This window comes from Luteococcus japonicus (assembly GCF_003752415.1).
GTDB lineage: Bacteria > Actinomycetota > Actinomycetes > Propionibacteriales > Propionibacteriaceae > Luteococcus > Luteococcus japonicus.
Window position 1 is genome coordinate 2935711 of the sequence record NZ_RKHG01000001.1, and the last position, 12739, is coordinate 2948449.

13 protein-coding genes are annotated in these 12739 nt (G+C 67.8%); 7 read left to right on the top strand and 6 right to left on the bottom strand.

All coding sequences use genetic code 11. The features are described 5' to 3' along the window. Positions 1 to 7 precede the first annotated feature (7 nt). Together ctaD and EDD41_RS13960 are read left to right on the top strand one after the other, a co-directional pair. Positions 8 to 1669: an aa3-type cytochrome oxidase subunit I gene (gene ctaD / locus EDD41_RS13955; RefSeq protein WP_123577125.1), complete on the top strand. Its 1662-nt coding sequence runs from the start codon at positions 8 to 10 to the stop codon at positions 1667 to 1669. Then, positions 1666 to 2067: a cytochrome c oxidase subunit 4 gene (locus EDD41_RS13960; RefSeq protein ID WP_094766161.1), complete on the top strand. Its 402-nt coding sequence runs from the start codon at positions 1666 to 1668 to the stop codon at positions 2065 to 2067. The genes ctaD and EDD41_RS13960 overlap by 4 nt, the downstream gene beginning before the upstream one ends. A gap of 70 nt (positions 2068 to 2137) precedes the next feature. Here EDD41_RS13960 and EDD41_RS13965 read toward each other — a convergent pair whose 3' ends face one another. Genes EDD41_RS13965 through EDD41_RS13975 form a run of 3 tightly spaced genes read right to left on the bottom strand, consistent with a single transcriptional unit; the run spans position 2138 to position 5070 of the window. Then, complete coding sequence (locus tag EDD41_RS13965) at positions 2138 to 3595, bottom strand: GuaB1 family IMP dehydrogenase-related protein (RefSeq protein WP_123576320.1); 1458 nt, start codon at positions 3593 to 3595, stop codon at positions 2138 to 2140. A gap of 12 nt (positions 3596 to 3607) precedes the next feature. After that, a complete protein-coding gene (trpD, locus tag EDD41_RS13970; RefSeq protein ID WP_094766159.1) occupies positions 3608 to 4648 on the bottom strand; it encodes an anthranilate phosphoribosyltransferase in 1041 nt (346 codons plus the stop codon). Continuing rightward, entirely contained in the window at positions 4648 to 5070 is a 423-nt protein-coding gene (locus EDD41_RS13975) for a response regulator transcription factor (protein ID WP_123577127.1), read from the bottom strand. The genes trpD and EDD41_RS13975 overlap by 1 nt, the downstream gene beginning before the upstream one ends. Positions 5071 to 5321: 251 nt before the next feature. Here EDD41_RS13975 and ctaE point away from each other — a divergent pair, with 251 nt between their 5' ends. The 4 genes from ctaE to qcrB are packed head-to-tail and all read left to right on the top strand — an operon-like array spanning position 5322 to position 9556. After that, positions 5322 to 5987: a cytochrome c oxidase subunit 3 gene (gene ctaE / locus EDD41_RS13980; protein ID WP_484177317.1), complete on the top strand. Its 666-nt coding sequence runs from the start codon at positions 5322 to 5324 to the stop codon at positions 5985 to 5987. A gap of 31 nt (positions 5988 to 6018) precedes the next feature. After that, positions 6019 to 6825, top strand: a complete 807-nt coding sequence (qcrC, locus tag EDD41_RS13985) for a cytochrome bc1 complex diheme cytochrome c subunit (RefSeq protein ID WP_094766158.1) — start codon at positions 6019 to 6021, stop codon at positions 6823 to 6825. Further along, positions 6792 to 7904, top strand: a complete 1113-nt coding sequence (gene qcrA / locus EDD41_RS13990; RefSeq protein WP_425454337.1) for a cytochrome bc1 complex Rieske iron-sulfur subunit — start codon at positions 6792 to 6794, stop codon at positions 7902 to 7904. The genes qcrC and qcrA overlap by 34 nt, the downstream gene beginning before the upstream one ends. Beyond that, positions 7904 to 9556, top strand: a complete 1653-nt coding sequence (gene qcrB, locus EDD41_RS13995) for a cytochrome bc1 complex cytochrome b subunit (RefSeq protein ID WP_123576322.1) — start codon at positions 7904 to 7906, stop codon at positions 9554 to 9556. The genes qcrA and qcrB overlap by 1 nt, the downstream gene beginning before the upstream one ends. Before the next feature lie 79 nt (positions 9557 to 9635). On the opposite strand, the gene EDD41_RS14000 is transcribed toward qcrB, so the two are convergent. From EDD41_RS14000 to EDD41_RS14010, 3 genes are all read right to left on the bottom strand, one after another. Next, positions 9636 to 10322, bottom strand: a complete 687-nt coding sequence (locus EDD41_RS14000) for an A24 family peptidase (RefSeq protein WP_123576323.1) — start codon at positions 10320 to 10322, stop codon at positions 9636 to 9638. Positions 10323 to 10327: 5 nt separating this feature from the next. Continuing rightward, a complete protein-coding gene (locus EDD41_RS14005; protein WP_123576324.1) occupies positions 10328 to 10789 on the bottom strand; it encodes a hypothetical protein in 462 nt (153 codons plus the stop codon). Between the two features lie 149 nt (positions 10790 to 10938). After that, positions 10939 to 11976 (bottom strand): sunset domain-containing protein, encoded by a 1038-nt coding sequence (locus tag EDD41_RS14010; RefSeq protein ID WP_123576325.1) that lies wholly within the window; start codon positions 11974 to 11976, stop codon positions 10939 to 10941. A gap of 190 nt (positions 11977 to 12166) precedes the next feature. Here EDD41_RS14010 and EDD41_RS14015 point away from each other — a divergent pair, with 190 nt between their 5' ends. Further along, positions 12167 to 12679, top strand: coding sequence for a peptidylprolyl isomerase (locus tag EDD41_RS14015; RefSeq protein WP_094766152.1), 513 nt, complete (start codon positions 12167 to 12169; stop codon positions 12677 to 12679). Positions 12680 to 12739: the final 60 nt, after the last annotated feature.

The following is a 12739-nucleotide window of genomic DNA, read 5'->3' on the forward strand; positions in this document are numbered from 1 at the left end:
GCATTCCATGGGCGCCCTGTTCATGGACTACTTCACGACCACCGACCACAAGAAGATCGGCCGTCTGTACTTCATCACCAGCTTCATCTTCTTCGGCATCGGTGGCCTGATGGCCCTCGCCATTCGCGCCGAGCTGGCCAGCCCGGGCATGCAGTACATGACCCATGAGACCTTCAACCAGATGTTCACGATGCACGGCACGATCATGTTGCTGATGTTCGCGACGCCCCTGTTCGCTGGTTTCGCCAACTACCTGGTCCCGTTGCAGATCGGCGCCCCGGACGTGGCCTTCCCGCGTCTGAACATGTTCGCCTACTGGCTCTACCTGTTCGGCTCGCTGATGGCGTGCTCCGGCTTCCTCACGCCGGACGGCGCCGCCTCCTTCGGCTGGTTCGCCTACGCGCCGCTGTCGAATGCGCTGAACTCGCCCGGCGTCGGTGGTGACCTGTGGATCATGGGTCTTTACCTGCTGGGCCTGAGCTCGATCCTCGGTTCGGTGAACTTCATCACCACCATCATCAGCATGCGCGTCCCCGGTATGACCATGTTCCGGATGCCCATCTTCACCTGGAACATCCTGGTCACCTCGATCATGGTCATCATGGTCTTCCCGGTGCTGGCCGCCGGTCTGTTGGTCCTCGAGAGCGACCGTGTCCTGGGCTCCCACATCCTCGACGCCTCCAGCGGTGGCCCGATCCTGTGGCAGCACCTGTTCTGGTTCTTCGGCCACCCCGAGGTGTACGTCATCGCCCTGCCCTTCTTCGGCATCATCACCGAGGTCCTGCCGGTCTTCAGCCGCAAGCCCGTCTTCGGCTACGTGGGCCTGGTCTTCGCGACCATCTCCATCGGTGCCCTGTCGGTCTCCGTCTGGGCCCACCACATGTTCGTGACCGGTGCGGTCTCGCTGCCCTTCTTCAGTTTCATGACCTTCACCATCGCCGTCCCGACGGGCGTGAAGTTCTTCAACTGGATCGGCACCATGTGGGGCGGCTCGCTGAGCTTCGACATGCCCATGACCTGGGCCATTGGCTTCCTTACCACCTTCCTGTTCGGCGGCCTGACCGGCGTCATCCTGGCCAGCCCGCCGATGGACTTCAACGTCTCCGACACCTACTTCGTCGTTGCCCACTTCCACTACGTGCTCTTCGGTACCGTCGTCTTCGCGATGTTCGCCGGCTACTACTTCTGGTGGCCGAAGATCACCGGCCACATGCTGGGCGAAACCCTGGGCAAGGCGCACTTCTGGCTGCTGTTCATCGGCTTCCACCTGACCTTCCTGGTCCAGCACTGGCTGGGCGTCGAGGGCATGCAGCGTCGCATCGCCGACTACCTGCCGGGCACCGGGTTCACCTTCCTGAACCAGGTCTCGACCTTCGGGTCCTTCTTGCTGGGCGTGTCCTTCATCCCCTTCCTGATCAACGTCTACCAGTCCTTCAAGACCCCGAAGGTGACCGTCGACGATCCGTGGGGATGGGGCCGCTCCATGGAGTGGGCCACCAGTTGCCCGCCGCCGCGGCACAACTTCAGCTCGCTGCCCCGCGTCCGTTCGCCGTACCCGGCTTTCGACGCCAACCACCCCGAGCTGGCCGATCACCACGACACCGGACTGCAGGCCGCCATGGTGGCCGCCGAGTCCTCCGCCAACAAGAATGCAGGTGAGATCCGATGAAGGTCGAGCGCAACATCTTCGGCTTCCTGGGCCTGTTCTACCTGACCTGCGCCCTGGTCTACTTCTTCATCTTCGCGAAGAAGGAGTGGGTGGGCTTCTTCGTGCTGGCCCTGGCTGCCGCCATGTCGCTGATGATCACCGGCTACCTCGCCGTCGTCGGCGCCAAGAACGACAACCCGCTGTCTGACTCCGAGGATGCCAACATCGCGGATGGTGCCGGTGCGCTGGGATTCTTCCCCCCGCACAGCATCTGGCCCTTCTGGGTGGCCCTGGTGGCCTCGATGATGCTCCTCGGGCCGGTCTTCGGCTGGTGGATCTCCATCCTGGCCTTCGGCGCCGGCATCTGGGCCGTCTCCGGCTGGGTCTTCGAGTTCTACCGCGGCGACTACGCCCACTGAGCCCGCTGCACTGCACGCGCAAGCGCCCCACACCTGATGGTGTGGGGCGCTTTTCCGTCCTGGCTCGGGGTCACTGCCAGCTCTGCGCCAGGGGACGGCCCTCGTCGTAGCCGGACGGGCTCTGGACCCCCACGACGGCCTTGTCCGCGAATTCGGTCAGGGTGCGAGCCCCGGCGTAGGTGCATGCGGAACGGACGCCCGAGGTGATCCAGTCCAGCAGGTCCTCGACTCCGGGGCGTCGCGGGTCCAGGTACATCTTGGAGCTGGAGATGCCCTCCTCGAAGAGGGCGGCCCGGGCGCGGTCGAAGGCCGACTGTTGCCGGGTGCGGGACTTCACGGCCCGGGCGCTGGCCATGCCAAAGGACTCCTTGTACTGGCGTCCCGTGGCATCGGTCAGCAGGTCCCCGGTGGACTCGTGGGTCCCGGCGAACCAGGAGCCCACCATCACGCTGCCGGCGCCGGCGGCCAGGGCGAGCGCCACATCGCGCGGATGACGCACGCCGCCGTCGGCCCACACGGCCCGTCCGATGGAGCGGGCCGCCTCGGCGCAGTCCAGCACCGCCGAGAACTGCGGCCGGCCGACGCCGGTCTGCATCCGCGTGGTGCACATGGCGCCGGGCCCCACGCCCACCTTGAGCACATCAGCCCCGGCATCGGCCAGGTCCAGGACGGCCTGGGGAGTGACCACATTGCCGGCCACCATGGGGATGCGACGCCCGGTCCTTGCCGCGAACTCGTCGCGCACCCGGGCCACGGTGGCCAGTGCCTCCAGCATCTTGTCCTGGTGGCCGTGGGCGGTGTCCAGCACCAGCACGTCGCTGCGGGCCTCCAGCAGGGCCCGGGCACGTCCCTCGACATCGCCATTGATGCCGACGGCGGTCCCTACCATCAGGCAGCCCTGGGGGTCGACGGCGGGCCGGTACAGGGCCGCACGCAGCGCCGCCTTGCTGGTCATGATCCCCAACAGCTGGTCGCCGTCGACAGCCAGGGCCACCTTCTGGTGGTGGGCGCTGAGCGTGTCGAAGACGTCCTTCGGACTGGTCTGGGCGTCGACGAGCGTCAGGTCCGTGGTCATCACCTCGTGCACCTGCGCGAAGCGGTCGACCCCGGTGGCCTCGCTGGGGGAGACGATGCCGACCGCGGTGCCATCCTGCACGACGATCACGACGCCGTGGGCGCGCTTGCCGAGCAGCGCCATCGCCTCCCCGACCGTGGTCGTCGGCGTGACGCGGACGGGCGTGTCGAAGACGGTGTGGGCGGACTTCACCCGTTCCACGGACTTCTGGACGAAGTCCGTGGGGATGTCCTGCGGGAGGATCGCGATGCCGCCACGACGGGCGATGGTCTCGGCCATTCGGCGCCCACTGATCGCCGTCATGTTGGCCACCACGAGGGGCAGGGGAGTGCCGATGCCGTCGGTGGACGTCAGGTCGACGTCCATCCGGCTGGCCACCGAGGATCGGTTGGGCGCCATGAAGACGTCGTTGTAGGTCAGGTCGTGTCCGGGCTTCTCGGTCAGGAATCTCACCCGACCATCTTGCTAGGCCCGGTTCGTCGCGTCCACCAGCCGGGCGAGCGTCTCACTGGCCCGGCCATCGTCCAGCACGGCCCCGGCATCGGCGAGGCACTCGTTCATCTGCTCGGCCAGGTCACGGTCCAGGTCGAGCCCGCGGAAGGCCAGCAGGGCGGCGGAGGCATTGGCCAGCACGATGTCACGCACGGGGCCGGTCTGTCCCGCAAAGACGTCCCGGGCCACCTGGGCATTGTGCGCCGGGGGCCCCCCGACGAGGTCCTGGGGGCTGGCGGGCTGCAGCCCGAGGTCCGCGGGGTCCAGTTCCGTCCGACGAACCCTTCCGTCACCAATCATCCAGACCTGGCTCCGGGTGGTCGTGGTCAGCTCGTCGAGGCCGTCCTCACCATGGAAGACCAGCCCTCGGGAACCGCGGGCCGCCAGGACACCGGCCATCAGTTCCGCCATTCGCGGGTCGGCGACGCCGATCGCCTGCGCGACGGGCCGGGCGGGGTTGGTGAGGGGGCCGAGCAGGTTGAAGGGCGTGCGGATCCCGAGCTCCTTGCGGGGCGCGGCCGCGTGCCTCAGCGACGGGTGGTACAGCGGTGCGAACAGGAAGACCATGCCGGCCTGCTCCAGGACTGATGCCTGACGCGCCGGGTCCACCTCAAGGCGCACCCCGAGGGCCTCCAGGCAGTCCGCGGTGCCACACATGGAGGAGGCGGCGCGGTTGCCGTGCTTGACCACGCGCGCGCCGGCGGCCGCAGCCGTCACGGCCGCCATGGTGGAGACATTGACGGTGTTCGCGCGGTCTCCGCCAGAGCCGACGATGTCGACGGCGTCCGTGCCGAGCTCTACGGGTGTGGCGTGCGAGGTCATCGCGTCGGCCATCCCGCGCAGCTCCTCCACGGTCTCACCCTTCGCGCGCAGGGCGACGGCGAATCCGGCGATCTGGACGGGCGTGGCATTGCCGGACAGGACCTCGTCCATCGCCCAGGCAGTCTCGATGGCGCCCAGGTCTCGTCCCTCGACGAGACCGGTCAGCAGGTCGGGCCAGGTGGGGGAGACCATCAGGCGCGGGCACCGGCCAGGTGCTTGCGGGCGACCTCGGCCACGGTGCGCGGCAGACGGATCGGGTCCACCGGCAGCGGCTCGACGACATCGGCATTGGACCAGGTGGCGAGCCACGCATCGGCGGCGCGCGCCACCAGCAGCACGATCGGCGGGCAGTCGGTCATCTCGTCCTTGAGCTGACGGCTGATGCCCATGCCGCCCAGCGGAACGGCTTCGCCGTCGAGAATGAGCAGGTCGTAGCCGCCCGAGGTGGCCGCCTTGACGACCGCCGGAGCGGTCGCCGTGTCGAAGATCTCGATCTCCGGCAGGTCGCTGGCAATGCGTCGTCCCAGCGCCAGGCGGACATTGTCGCGCGTGCTGCGATCGTCGGAGTAGAGGAGCACCTTCAGCGTGCGCCCGCTGGTGTTCTCGTCGCTCATCAGGTCTTCCTGTTCCTCGGTGGTGCGCGTGATACGGCAGATTGCCTTGGCCTGCATGCTACCGCCCCGCATCGGGGCGATGGGAACCCGCCCGTCGGCGCCCCCTCCGGCACCCGCGCCCGCCTTGCGTGCCACGCATCGGGACCAATTTGTCCGTGCCTCGCCCCAGACGTGCCAAATGGTTGATTTGAGGCAATAATGCTCCCGTGGCTACTTCACCGCATGCGACCAGCGCCGTTTCCGGCAAGCCCGTGGGGGCAGTTCACCCCATCGCTCCTTCGCGCCTGCACGCGCCGAAGGGGAGGCCAGACATGGTTCCCCTGGGGACCTGGATCTGGCTCGCGAGCGAGCTGATGTTCTTCGCGGCCCTCTTCGCCGCGTACTTCATGATTCGTGAGTTCACCACCGGTCAGGCGCTGCCCGGCCAGGAGAACCTCTTCGCGGCCAACTCCGAGCACCTCGGCAAGACCTTCGCGTGGATCAACACCTCGATCCTGGTGCTGTCCTCCTTTGCCTGCCAGCTGGGCGTCCTGAAGGCCGAGCACGGTCAGGTGAAGCGCTCGAGCGGGCTGCTGAACATCGCCAAGTGGGGCATGCGTGAGTGGTACATCCTGACCTTCATCATGGGCTCGGTCTTCGTCGCCGGCCAGATCTGGGAGTACGCGACGCTGTTCAGTGAGGGCTTCTTCATCAGCACCAATGCGTACTGGTCCGCCTTCTTCCTGGCCACCGGCTTCCACGGCCTGCACGTCTTCGGAGGCCTCCTCGCCTTCCTCTTCGTCCTGGGCCGCACCTACATGGCGCGCACCTTCACGCATGAGCAGGCCGTCAGCGCGATGGTCATCTCCTACTACTGGCACTTCGTCGACGTGATCTGGATCATCCTGTTCGCCGTCATCTACGTGCTTCCCAACTGAACCCCACCCAGTCCATAGAGAGGCGATCGAAGTGCGATTCCTGTCCTCGCGACGCAGGCACCCGGCGGCCAAGCCACTGACCCTGCTGCTCGCCCTGTTCCTGATGGGCGCCGTGTACTCGGTGGTCACCCCGGCCCAGCAGTCCGTGGCCGACAGCAACACCAATCCGCAGGTCGTGCAGGGCAAGGGCCTCTACGACGTCACCTGTTCCTCCTGCCACGGTCTCAATGGTGAGGGCACCAGCCAGGCCCCGTCGCTGATCGGCGTCGGCGCCGCCGCTGTGGACTTCCAGATGGGCACCCGTCGCATGCCGATGGCCAAGCCCGCTGCCCAGGCCCCGCGCAACAGCGCACCGGAGTACTCCGAGTCCGAGATCGCCGCGATCGGTGCCTACGTCGCCTCGCTGGGCGCCGGCCCCGCCGTCCCGGACCAGAGCAAGTACTCCACCGCCGGCCTGACGGATGAGGAGATCGCTCGCGGTGGGGAGCTCTTCCGCACCAACTGTTCCGCCTGCCACGCCATTGAGGCCCGTGGTGGCGCCCTCTCCAACGGCGCCTATGCGCCGTCGCTGCAGGGCGTCAGCTCCAAGCACATCTACGAGGCCCTGCGCACCGGCCCGCAGCAGATGCCGCTGTTCAGCGAGGGCGCTTTTCCTGACAAGGACGTCCAGCAGGTCATCGGCTACCTGACGGCGCTCGAGGAGCAGCCGCAGCACGGCGGTCTGGACCTCGGCGGTCTCGGGCCGGTGGCCGAGGGCCTGTTCGGTTGGATCATCGGCATCGGCGGTCTCGTCCTGGTTGCCATGTGGCTCGCAAAGAAGGGGGCTCGCGCCCGATGAAGTCGACAGATCTCGAGACCACGGACCAGATGGACCAGGTCGAATACCACCCCATCCCAGACCCGGGGGTCGAGGAGCACGTGGAGCGGTGGACCGACGTCAACCAGCACGCCGCCAACCGCGCCGCACGCCAGGTCATCATGATGCTCGGCCTGTCGATGCTGTGCTCGCTCGCCTTCGTCGTCATCTACTTCGCGGTGGACAAGCGTGAGGTGCTGAACTTTGGCCCCTTGCACTCCAATGCGCAGACCACGCTGCTCGGCCTGACCGGCGGTCTCGCCGTGCTGCTGATCGGCTTCTCCTGCATCCACTGGGCCAAGCAGCTGATGAACGACGAAGAGGTCGTCGACGTCCGTCACCCGATCGCCTCCACTCCCGAGGACCAGGCCGAAATGGCCGAGTCCTGGCAGGCGGGTGTCAGTGACTCCGGCATCGGCCGCCGCAAGGTGATCGGTGGCATGCTCGCCGGTGCCGCCGGCCTGGTGGCCATCCCCGCCGTCGTGACGCTGGCCGACATGGGCCCGCACCCGGGCAAGGGCACCCGCGCCGCCACCATCGAGAAGACGGTGTGGGCCGAGGGCGTCAAGCTGGTCAACGACATCACCTACAAGCCGATCAAGGCCTCCGACATGGAGACCGGTCAGCTGGTCAACGCTGAGCCCGAGGTGCTGGAGCACCTGATGCACGAGGACCCGGTGGCCTACCAGCGCGCCAAGGCCAAGGCGGCCCTGATCATCGTCCGGATGGACCCCAGCTCCATCAAGGTTCCCGAGAGCCGCAAGGACTGGCAGGTCAACGGAATCCTGGCCTACTCGAAGATCTGCACCCACGTCGGTTGCCCGATCTCCCTGTGGGAGCAGAAGTCGCACCACCTGCTGTGCCCCTGCCACCAGTCGACCTTTGACCTCGGCGACTCCGGTCTGGTCGTCTTCGGTCCGGCCGCCCGCGCCCTGCCGCAGCTGCCCATCACGACCGACGCCGAGGGCTACCTCATCGCGAAGAGTGACTTCACGGTGCCGGTCGGTCCCAGCTACTTCGAGCGGGATTCCCGCAATGACTTCAAGAAGGGTGACAACTGATGGCCCGCCCCGCCGACGTTGCCGGCAACTCCGAGAACCTCGAGCCGAAGCCCGCATCGGCTAGCGCCGTCGCCGCTCCCAAGGGTGGCGCCTACACCTGGTTCGACGACCGCGTGGGCTTCGCCCGCCTGGGCAAGCACAACCTGCGCAAGGTCTTCCCGGACCACTGGAGCTTCCTGCTGGGCGAGATCGTCCTGTACTCCTTCATCGTCCTGCTGCTGACCGGCATCTTCCTCACCATCTGGTTCAAGCCGTCGATGGCCGAGGTCGAGTACCACGGGTCCTACCCGCTGATGCGCGGCATCCCGATGTCCGAGGCCTTCGCGTCCACGCTGGCGCTGAGCTTCGACATCCGGGGCGGCCTGCTGGTCCGCCAGGTGCACCACTGGGCGGCAATCCTGTTCATCGCCGGTGGCGTCGCGCACATGCTGCGCGTCTTCTTCACCGGTGCCTTCCGCAAGCCGCGTGAGATCAACTGGCTGATCGGCGTCGGCCTGATGGCCCTCAGCCTGATCGAGGGCTTCGCCGGTTACTCGCTGCCCGACGACCTGCTGTCCGGCACCGGCCTGCGCTTCGCCGACGGCCTGATCCGCTCGATCCCACTGATCGGCACCTGGGCCGAGTTCTTCATCTTCGACGGTGAGTTCCCCGGCACGGCCATCATTCCCCGCCTGTACATGGCCCACATCCTGCTGATCCCCGCGATCCTGCTGGGCCTGGTGGCCGCGCACATGAGCCTGATCGTCTACCACAAGCACACCCAGTACCCCGGACCGGGCCGCACCGAGACCAATGTCGTCGGCTTCCCGCTCTTCCCGGTGTACATGGCCAAGGCCGGCGGCTTCTTCTTCGTGGTCTTCGGTGTCTCGGTGCTGATGGGCGCCCTGATGCAGATCAACCCGGTGTGGAAGTACGGCCCCTACAACCCCGCTCAGGTCACCGCCGGCTCGCAGCCTGACTGGTACATGGGCTGGGTCGAGGGCGCCATCCGCATCATCCCGAACTGGGAGAGCCACATCGGCAGCACCACCTGGAGCTGGCAGATCTTCCTTCCCGGTGTCGGCCTGATGGGCATTCTGTTCACCGGTCTGGCGCTGTGGCCCTTCATCGAGCAGTGGATCACCGGTGACAAGTCGGAGCACCACCTGCTGGACCGCCCGCGCAATGCCCCCACCCGCACCGCCCTGGGTGTGGCCGGAATGACCTGGTACGCCATGTTCTGGCTCGGTGGCGCCAACGACATCATCGCCACGCACTTCAGCGTCAGCCTGAACGCGATCAGCTGGTTCCTGCGCTTCGCGGTCATCTTCGCCCCGGTGGTGGCATTCCTGATCACCAAGCGCATCTGCCTGTCGCTGCAGCGTCGTGACGCCGAGCGTGTGCTGCACGGCTCGGAGAGCGGCATCATCGAGCGCAGCCCCGAGGGCGCCTACTCCGAGGCGCATGTCCCGGTCGACGTCGACGAGGCCTACACCCTCACCCAGCACAAGCAGTACGACATGGTCGAGGCTGGCGACGAGGGCGTCGGCAAGTGGCGGGCACGTGGCAGCAAGTTCCTGGTGGGCGACGAGATTGCCAAGCCCACCGCGGAGGAGATCGAGGAATCGCACCACCATGGCGACGACGAGGTTCCCTCGCTGCCGGCCCACTGAGCGGTTGGCGAAGCAAGAACATGAAACATGGCGAGAGCCCCGGGAGACCGGGGCTCTCGCCATGTTCGAGTGCGGAGGATCAGGTGAGCAGCAGCCCCAACCAGAGGCCGAGCCACAGGCTGGGGCCGTAGGCGAAGGTGCTGCCCAGCGGATGCGGGTGTTGGCGTCGCCACAGGGTGGTGCCCAGCCCGACGACCGCGCCCAGTGCGGTGCCGAGGAGGAGGGCAGCCCACCAGCACGGCCATCCGGCACTGGCGGCACCGGCACCGAGCAGCGGCGCCAGACGCACGTCCCCGAAGCCGAGGCCGGCACCGGCACGCCAGACCAGCCAGAAGAAGCACGCCGCAGCCAGGGCACCCGCTAGCAGTTGCAGGCCGAAGGCTGTCGGGTCGTCGCACAGGAGGGACGTGGCTGCGCCACCCAGGAGGGTCAGTGCGCCGCAGAAGCGGGTGAGCCACAGCGGCAGGTAGGTGGTCTCGTGGTCTGTTACGACGAGGGCTGCTGTGGGTCCGGCCAGCACCAGCAGCAGGGGCAGCTGGGTGCTGGGTTGGGTGGTGCAGACCAGGCCGGCGCCGAATCCGGCGGCCCCGGTCAGGGCCAGGGTGCGTCGGCAGGCCAACCGTGCATAGGGCGGCTTGCTCCAGCCGGGTGTCGGGTCGTCCTGGGACGGGACAGGTTCGGGCAGGAGGGGGACCAGCAGGCGCAGGCTCCCCAGGGCGAGTGTGGCGGCCGCGGCGGGCGGCGCAAGAATGGCCAGCAGGTCCATGCTGCTCAGGCGGGGGTCCGGGTGGGCGCCATGCCGGGCACATGGTCCAGCTCGTCCTCCAGCGCCTGGAGGCGCAGGGAGACCAGGCGAGAGGTGTGCAGCGGGCAGTCTCGTTCGAGCGTCGCGAGGTGGGTCCGGGTGATGCCGGAGCGTCGGGCGATCTCGGCGCTGTCCAGGCCGCGGGCGCGCACCCGACGGATGCGACGGCGCACGGGTTGTGCGGCGGTCTGCTCATTCGCGAGGGACTTGAGGGCGGCCGCGCTGGTCTCCATCAGGCGCTGGGCGTCCTGCACCCGGATCCTGTCCCGGCCTGGCTGTCCATGTGTCAGGCGTCGGGCCAGGGGAGCGGGCAGGTCGAGCGCCAGTGCCAGGACTCGCCAGGGCAGCCCGGCATCGGCGAGGAGTTCGTTGAAGCGTGCGTGGAAGGGGGCTGCGGGTACCCAGCCCTGATCGATCCGTGGGTCCATGGCTACAGCCTCCACCAGAGTGGGGGCGGCCCGGAAGCGATTCGACGAACGGACAACACCCGGACAACAACCGGACAACACCCTGTGCCCGGACAGCGGAAGGGCCCGCCTGGGGCGGGCCCTTCCGGTGCGGTGCTGCGGATGTGCGGTCAGCGCTGGGCGCGGGTGAAGCCGGCCTTCTCGGCGGCCTCAACCGAGTTGAACCACACATCGGCGATGGTCCGCTCATAGCCGGCGGAGTCATCGGTGTGGAACTTCATCGAGCGCTCATTGCCCTTGATGGTGTAGTCCGACGGGGGCTCCTCGCCCACATAGGAACCCTCCCCGTAGGTGTTGAGCACCGCGAGGTCCTCGGCCACCGTCTCGGCCTGCCCCACGGGGCCACCCTCGGCGCTCATCTGCTCCTGCGGGTCGGGGTCGGAGACGACGTCGGACTGGACAGCCACATCCTGGCCCTGCTCGGTCTCGGCGCGGTCCAGCACCTCGTCGGAGCCCTGCTCCTCGACATTGACCCAGGAGCCGGCGGCCGCGTCGTCGGAGGGCTCTTCATTGCGGTAGGCGGCGCTGGGCTGGTGGGCGGTCCAGGCATCGTCCTTGCTGGCCAGGAACTGGCGCACCGCGACGGCAGCGGCGGCCATCAGGGTGCCGGCAGCCGCAACCTTTGCGACGGTGCCGCCGACGCTGCGCTTCTTCTTCTCCGGCAGGGCCAGGTCACCACGCAGGGCCGCGGCGGCGGCCTGGCTGCGCTTGCTGGCCTCACTGACCGCGGGGTGGTTCTCGGCCTGGTGGAGCAGGTCGACCAGCTGCGGCACCAGGTCCTCCTGGACCTTCTGGCGGGCCTGCTCCGCGGCGGGCTGCACCTTCTCCGCCACCGTGTCGAAGTGGGGCTGCAGCTGCTCCTTGGTCTTGTGGGCGCCGACGGCGGCCGTCGCGGCCAGCGGGGCCACCTTGGGCGCCACCTTCGTGGCCGCGGTCTGCTTGGCCTGCTCGGTCAGCCTCTCGCGGGCGACAGCAGCCTGCTCGGCGAGCGGGGCCATCTGCTTGCGAGTGCTCTCGGCCTTCTCGGACGCAGTGGCGATCAGCGGGTTCAGCGCCTCGAGCACCTGCTCCAGGATGGCGGCTCCGCGTTCGGCGGCCGTGTGAGTGGTCTCTGCGGCGGCGTCACGCACGTCATTCCTGCGGGTCACGTTTCCTCCGATGTTCGATGGTGAGCTCGTGATCGAGCACCTCTCCACGCTATCCAACCGATGTCCGTCACAACAGGCATGGGGCCATGGCTCCACCAACAGCGAACAGCATCCTGCCGTGAACGCGCTGGGAGACCGGATAGTCTCGTGGACGACGGCCCGCACGGGCCCGGCAACGAGAGGACACCCAGTGGCATCCACTGCAACGCTGCACACCAACCACGGCGACATCGTCATCGAGCTGTTCGCCGACCAGGCACCCAAGACCGTGGAGAACTTCGTCGGTCTGGCCGACGGTTCCAAGGAGTACATCGATCCGAAGACCGGCGAGAAGACCACCGGCAAGTTCTACGACGGACTGGGCTTCCACCGCGTCATCGACGGCTTCATGATCCAGGGCGGCTGCCCCCTGGGCACCGGCACCGGCGGCCCGGGCTACCAGTTCGCCGACGAGTTCCACCCGGAGCTGGTCTTCAACAAGCCCTACCTGCTGGCCATGGCCAATGCCGGACCCGGCACCAATGGCTCGCAGTTCTTCATCACCGTCGCGCCGACCCCGCACCTGAACCGTCGCCACACCATCTTCGGAGAGGTCAAGGACGCGGCCAGCCAGAAGGTCGTCGACGAGATTGCCCAGGCTCCCACCGGACGGATGGACCGCCCGGTCGAGCCCGTCGTGATCGAGTCCGTCGAGATTGCCTGATCCTCGGCCTGCACCGTGACGACGCCGCCATCCCCTCCGGGGTGGCGGCATCGTCGCGCC

What these genes read in the sequence shown, in the direction of transcription:
- qcrB (WP_123576322.1), top strand. Translation starts at nt 7,904, where the DNA reads ATGGCCCGCCCCGCCGACGTTGCCGGCAACTCCGAGAACCTCGAGCCG.
- EDD41_RS14000 (WP_123576323.1), bottom strand. Translation starts at nt 10,322, where the DNA reads ATGGACCTGCTGGCCATTCTTGCGCCGCCCGCCGCGGCCGCCACACTC.
- trpD (WP_094766159.1), bottom strand. Translation starts at nt 4,648, where the DNA reads ATGGTCTCCCCCACCTGGCCCGACCTGCTGACCGGTCTCGTCGAGGGA.
- EDD41_RS13975 (WP_123577127.1), bottom strand. Translation starts at nt 5,070, where the DNA reads ATGAGCGACGAGAACACCAGCGGGCGCACGCTGAAGGTGCTCCTCTAC.
- EDD41_RS13960 (WP_094766161.1), top strand. Translation starts at nt 1,666, where the DNA reads ATGAAGGTCGAGCGCAACATCTTCGGCTTCCTGGGCCTGTTCTACCTG.
- ctaD (WP_123577125.1), top strand. Translation starts at nt 8, where the DNA reads ATGGGCGCCCTGTTCATGGACTACTTCACGACCACCGACCACAAGAAG.
- EDD41_RS14005 (WP_123576324.1), bottom strand. Translation starts at nt 10,789, where the DNA reads ATGGACCCACGGATCGATCAGGGCTGGGTACCCGCAGCCCCCTTCCAC.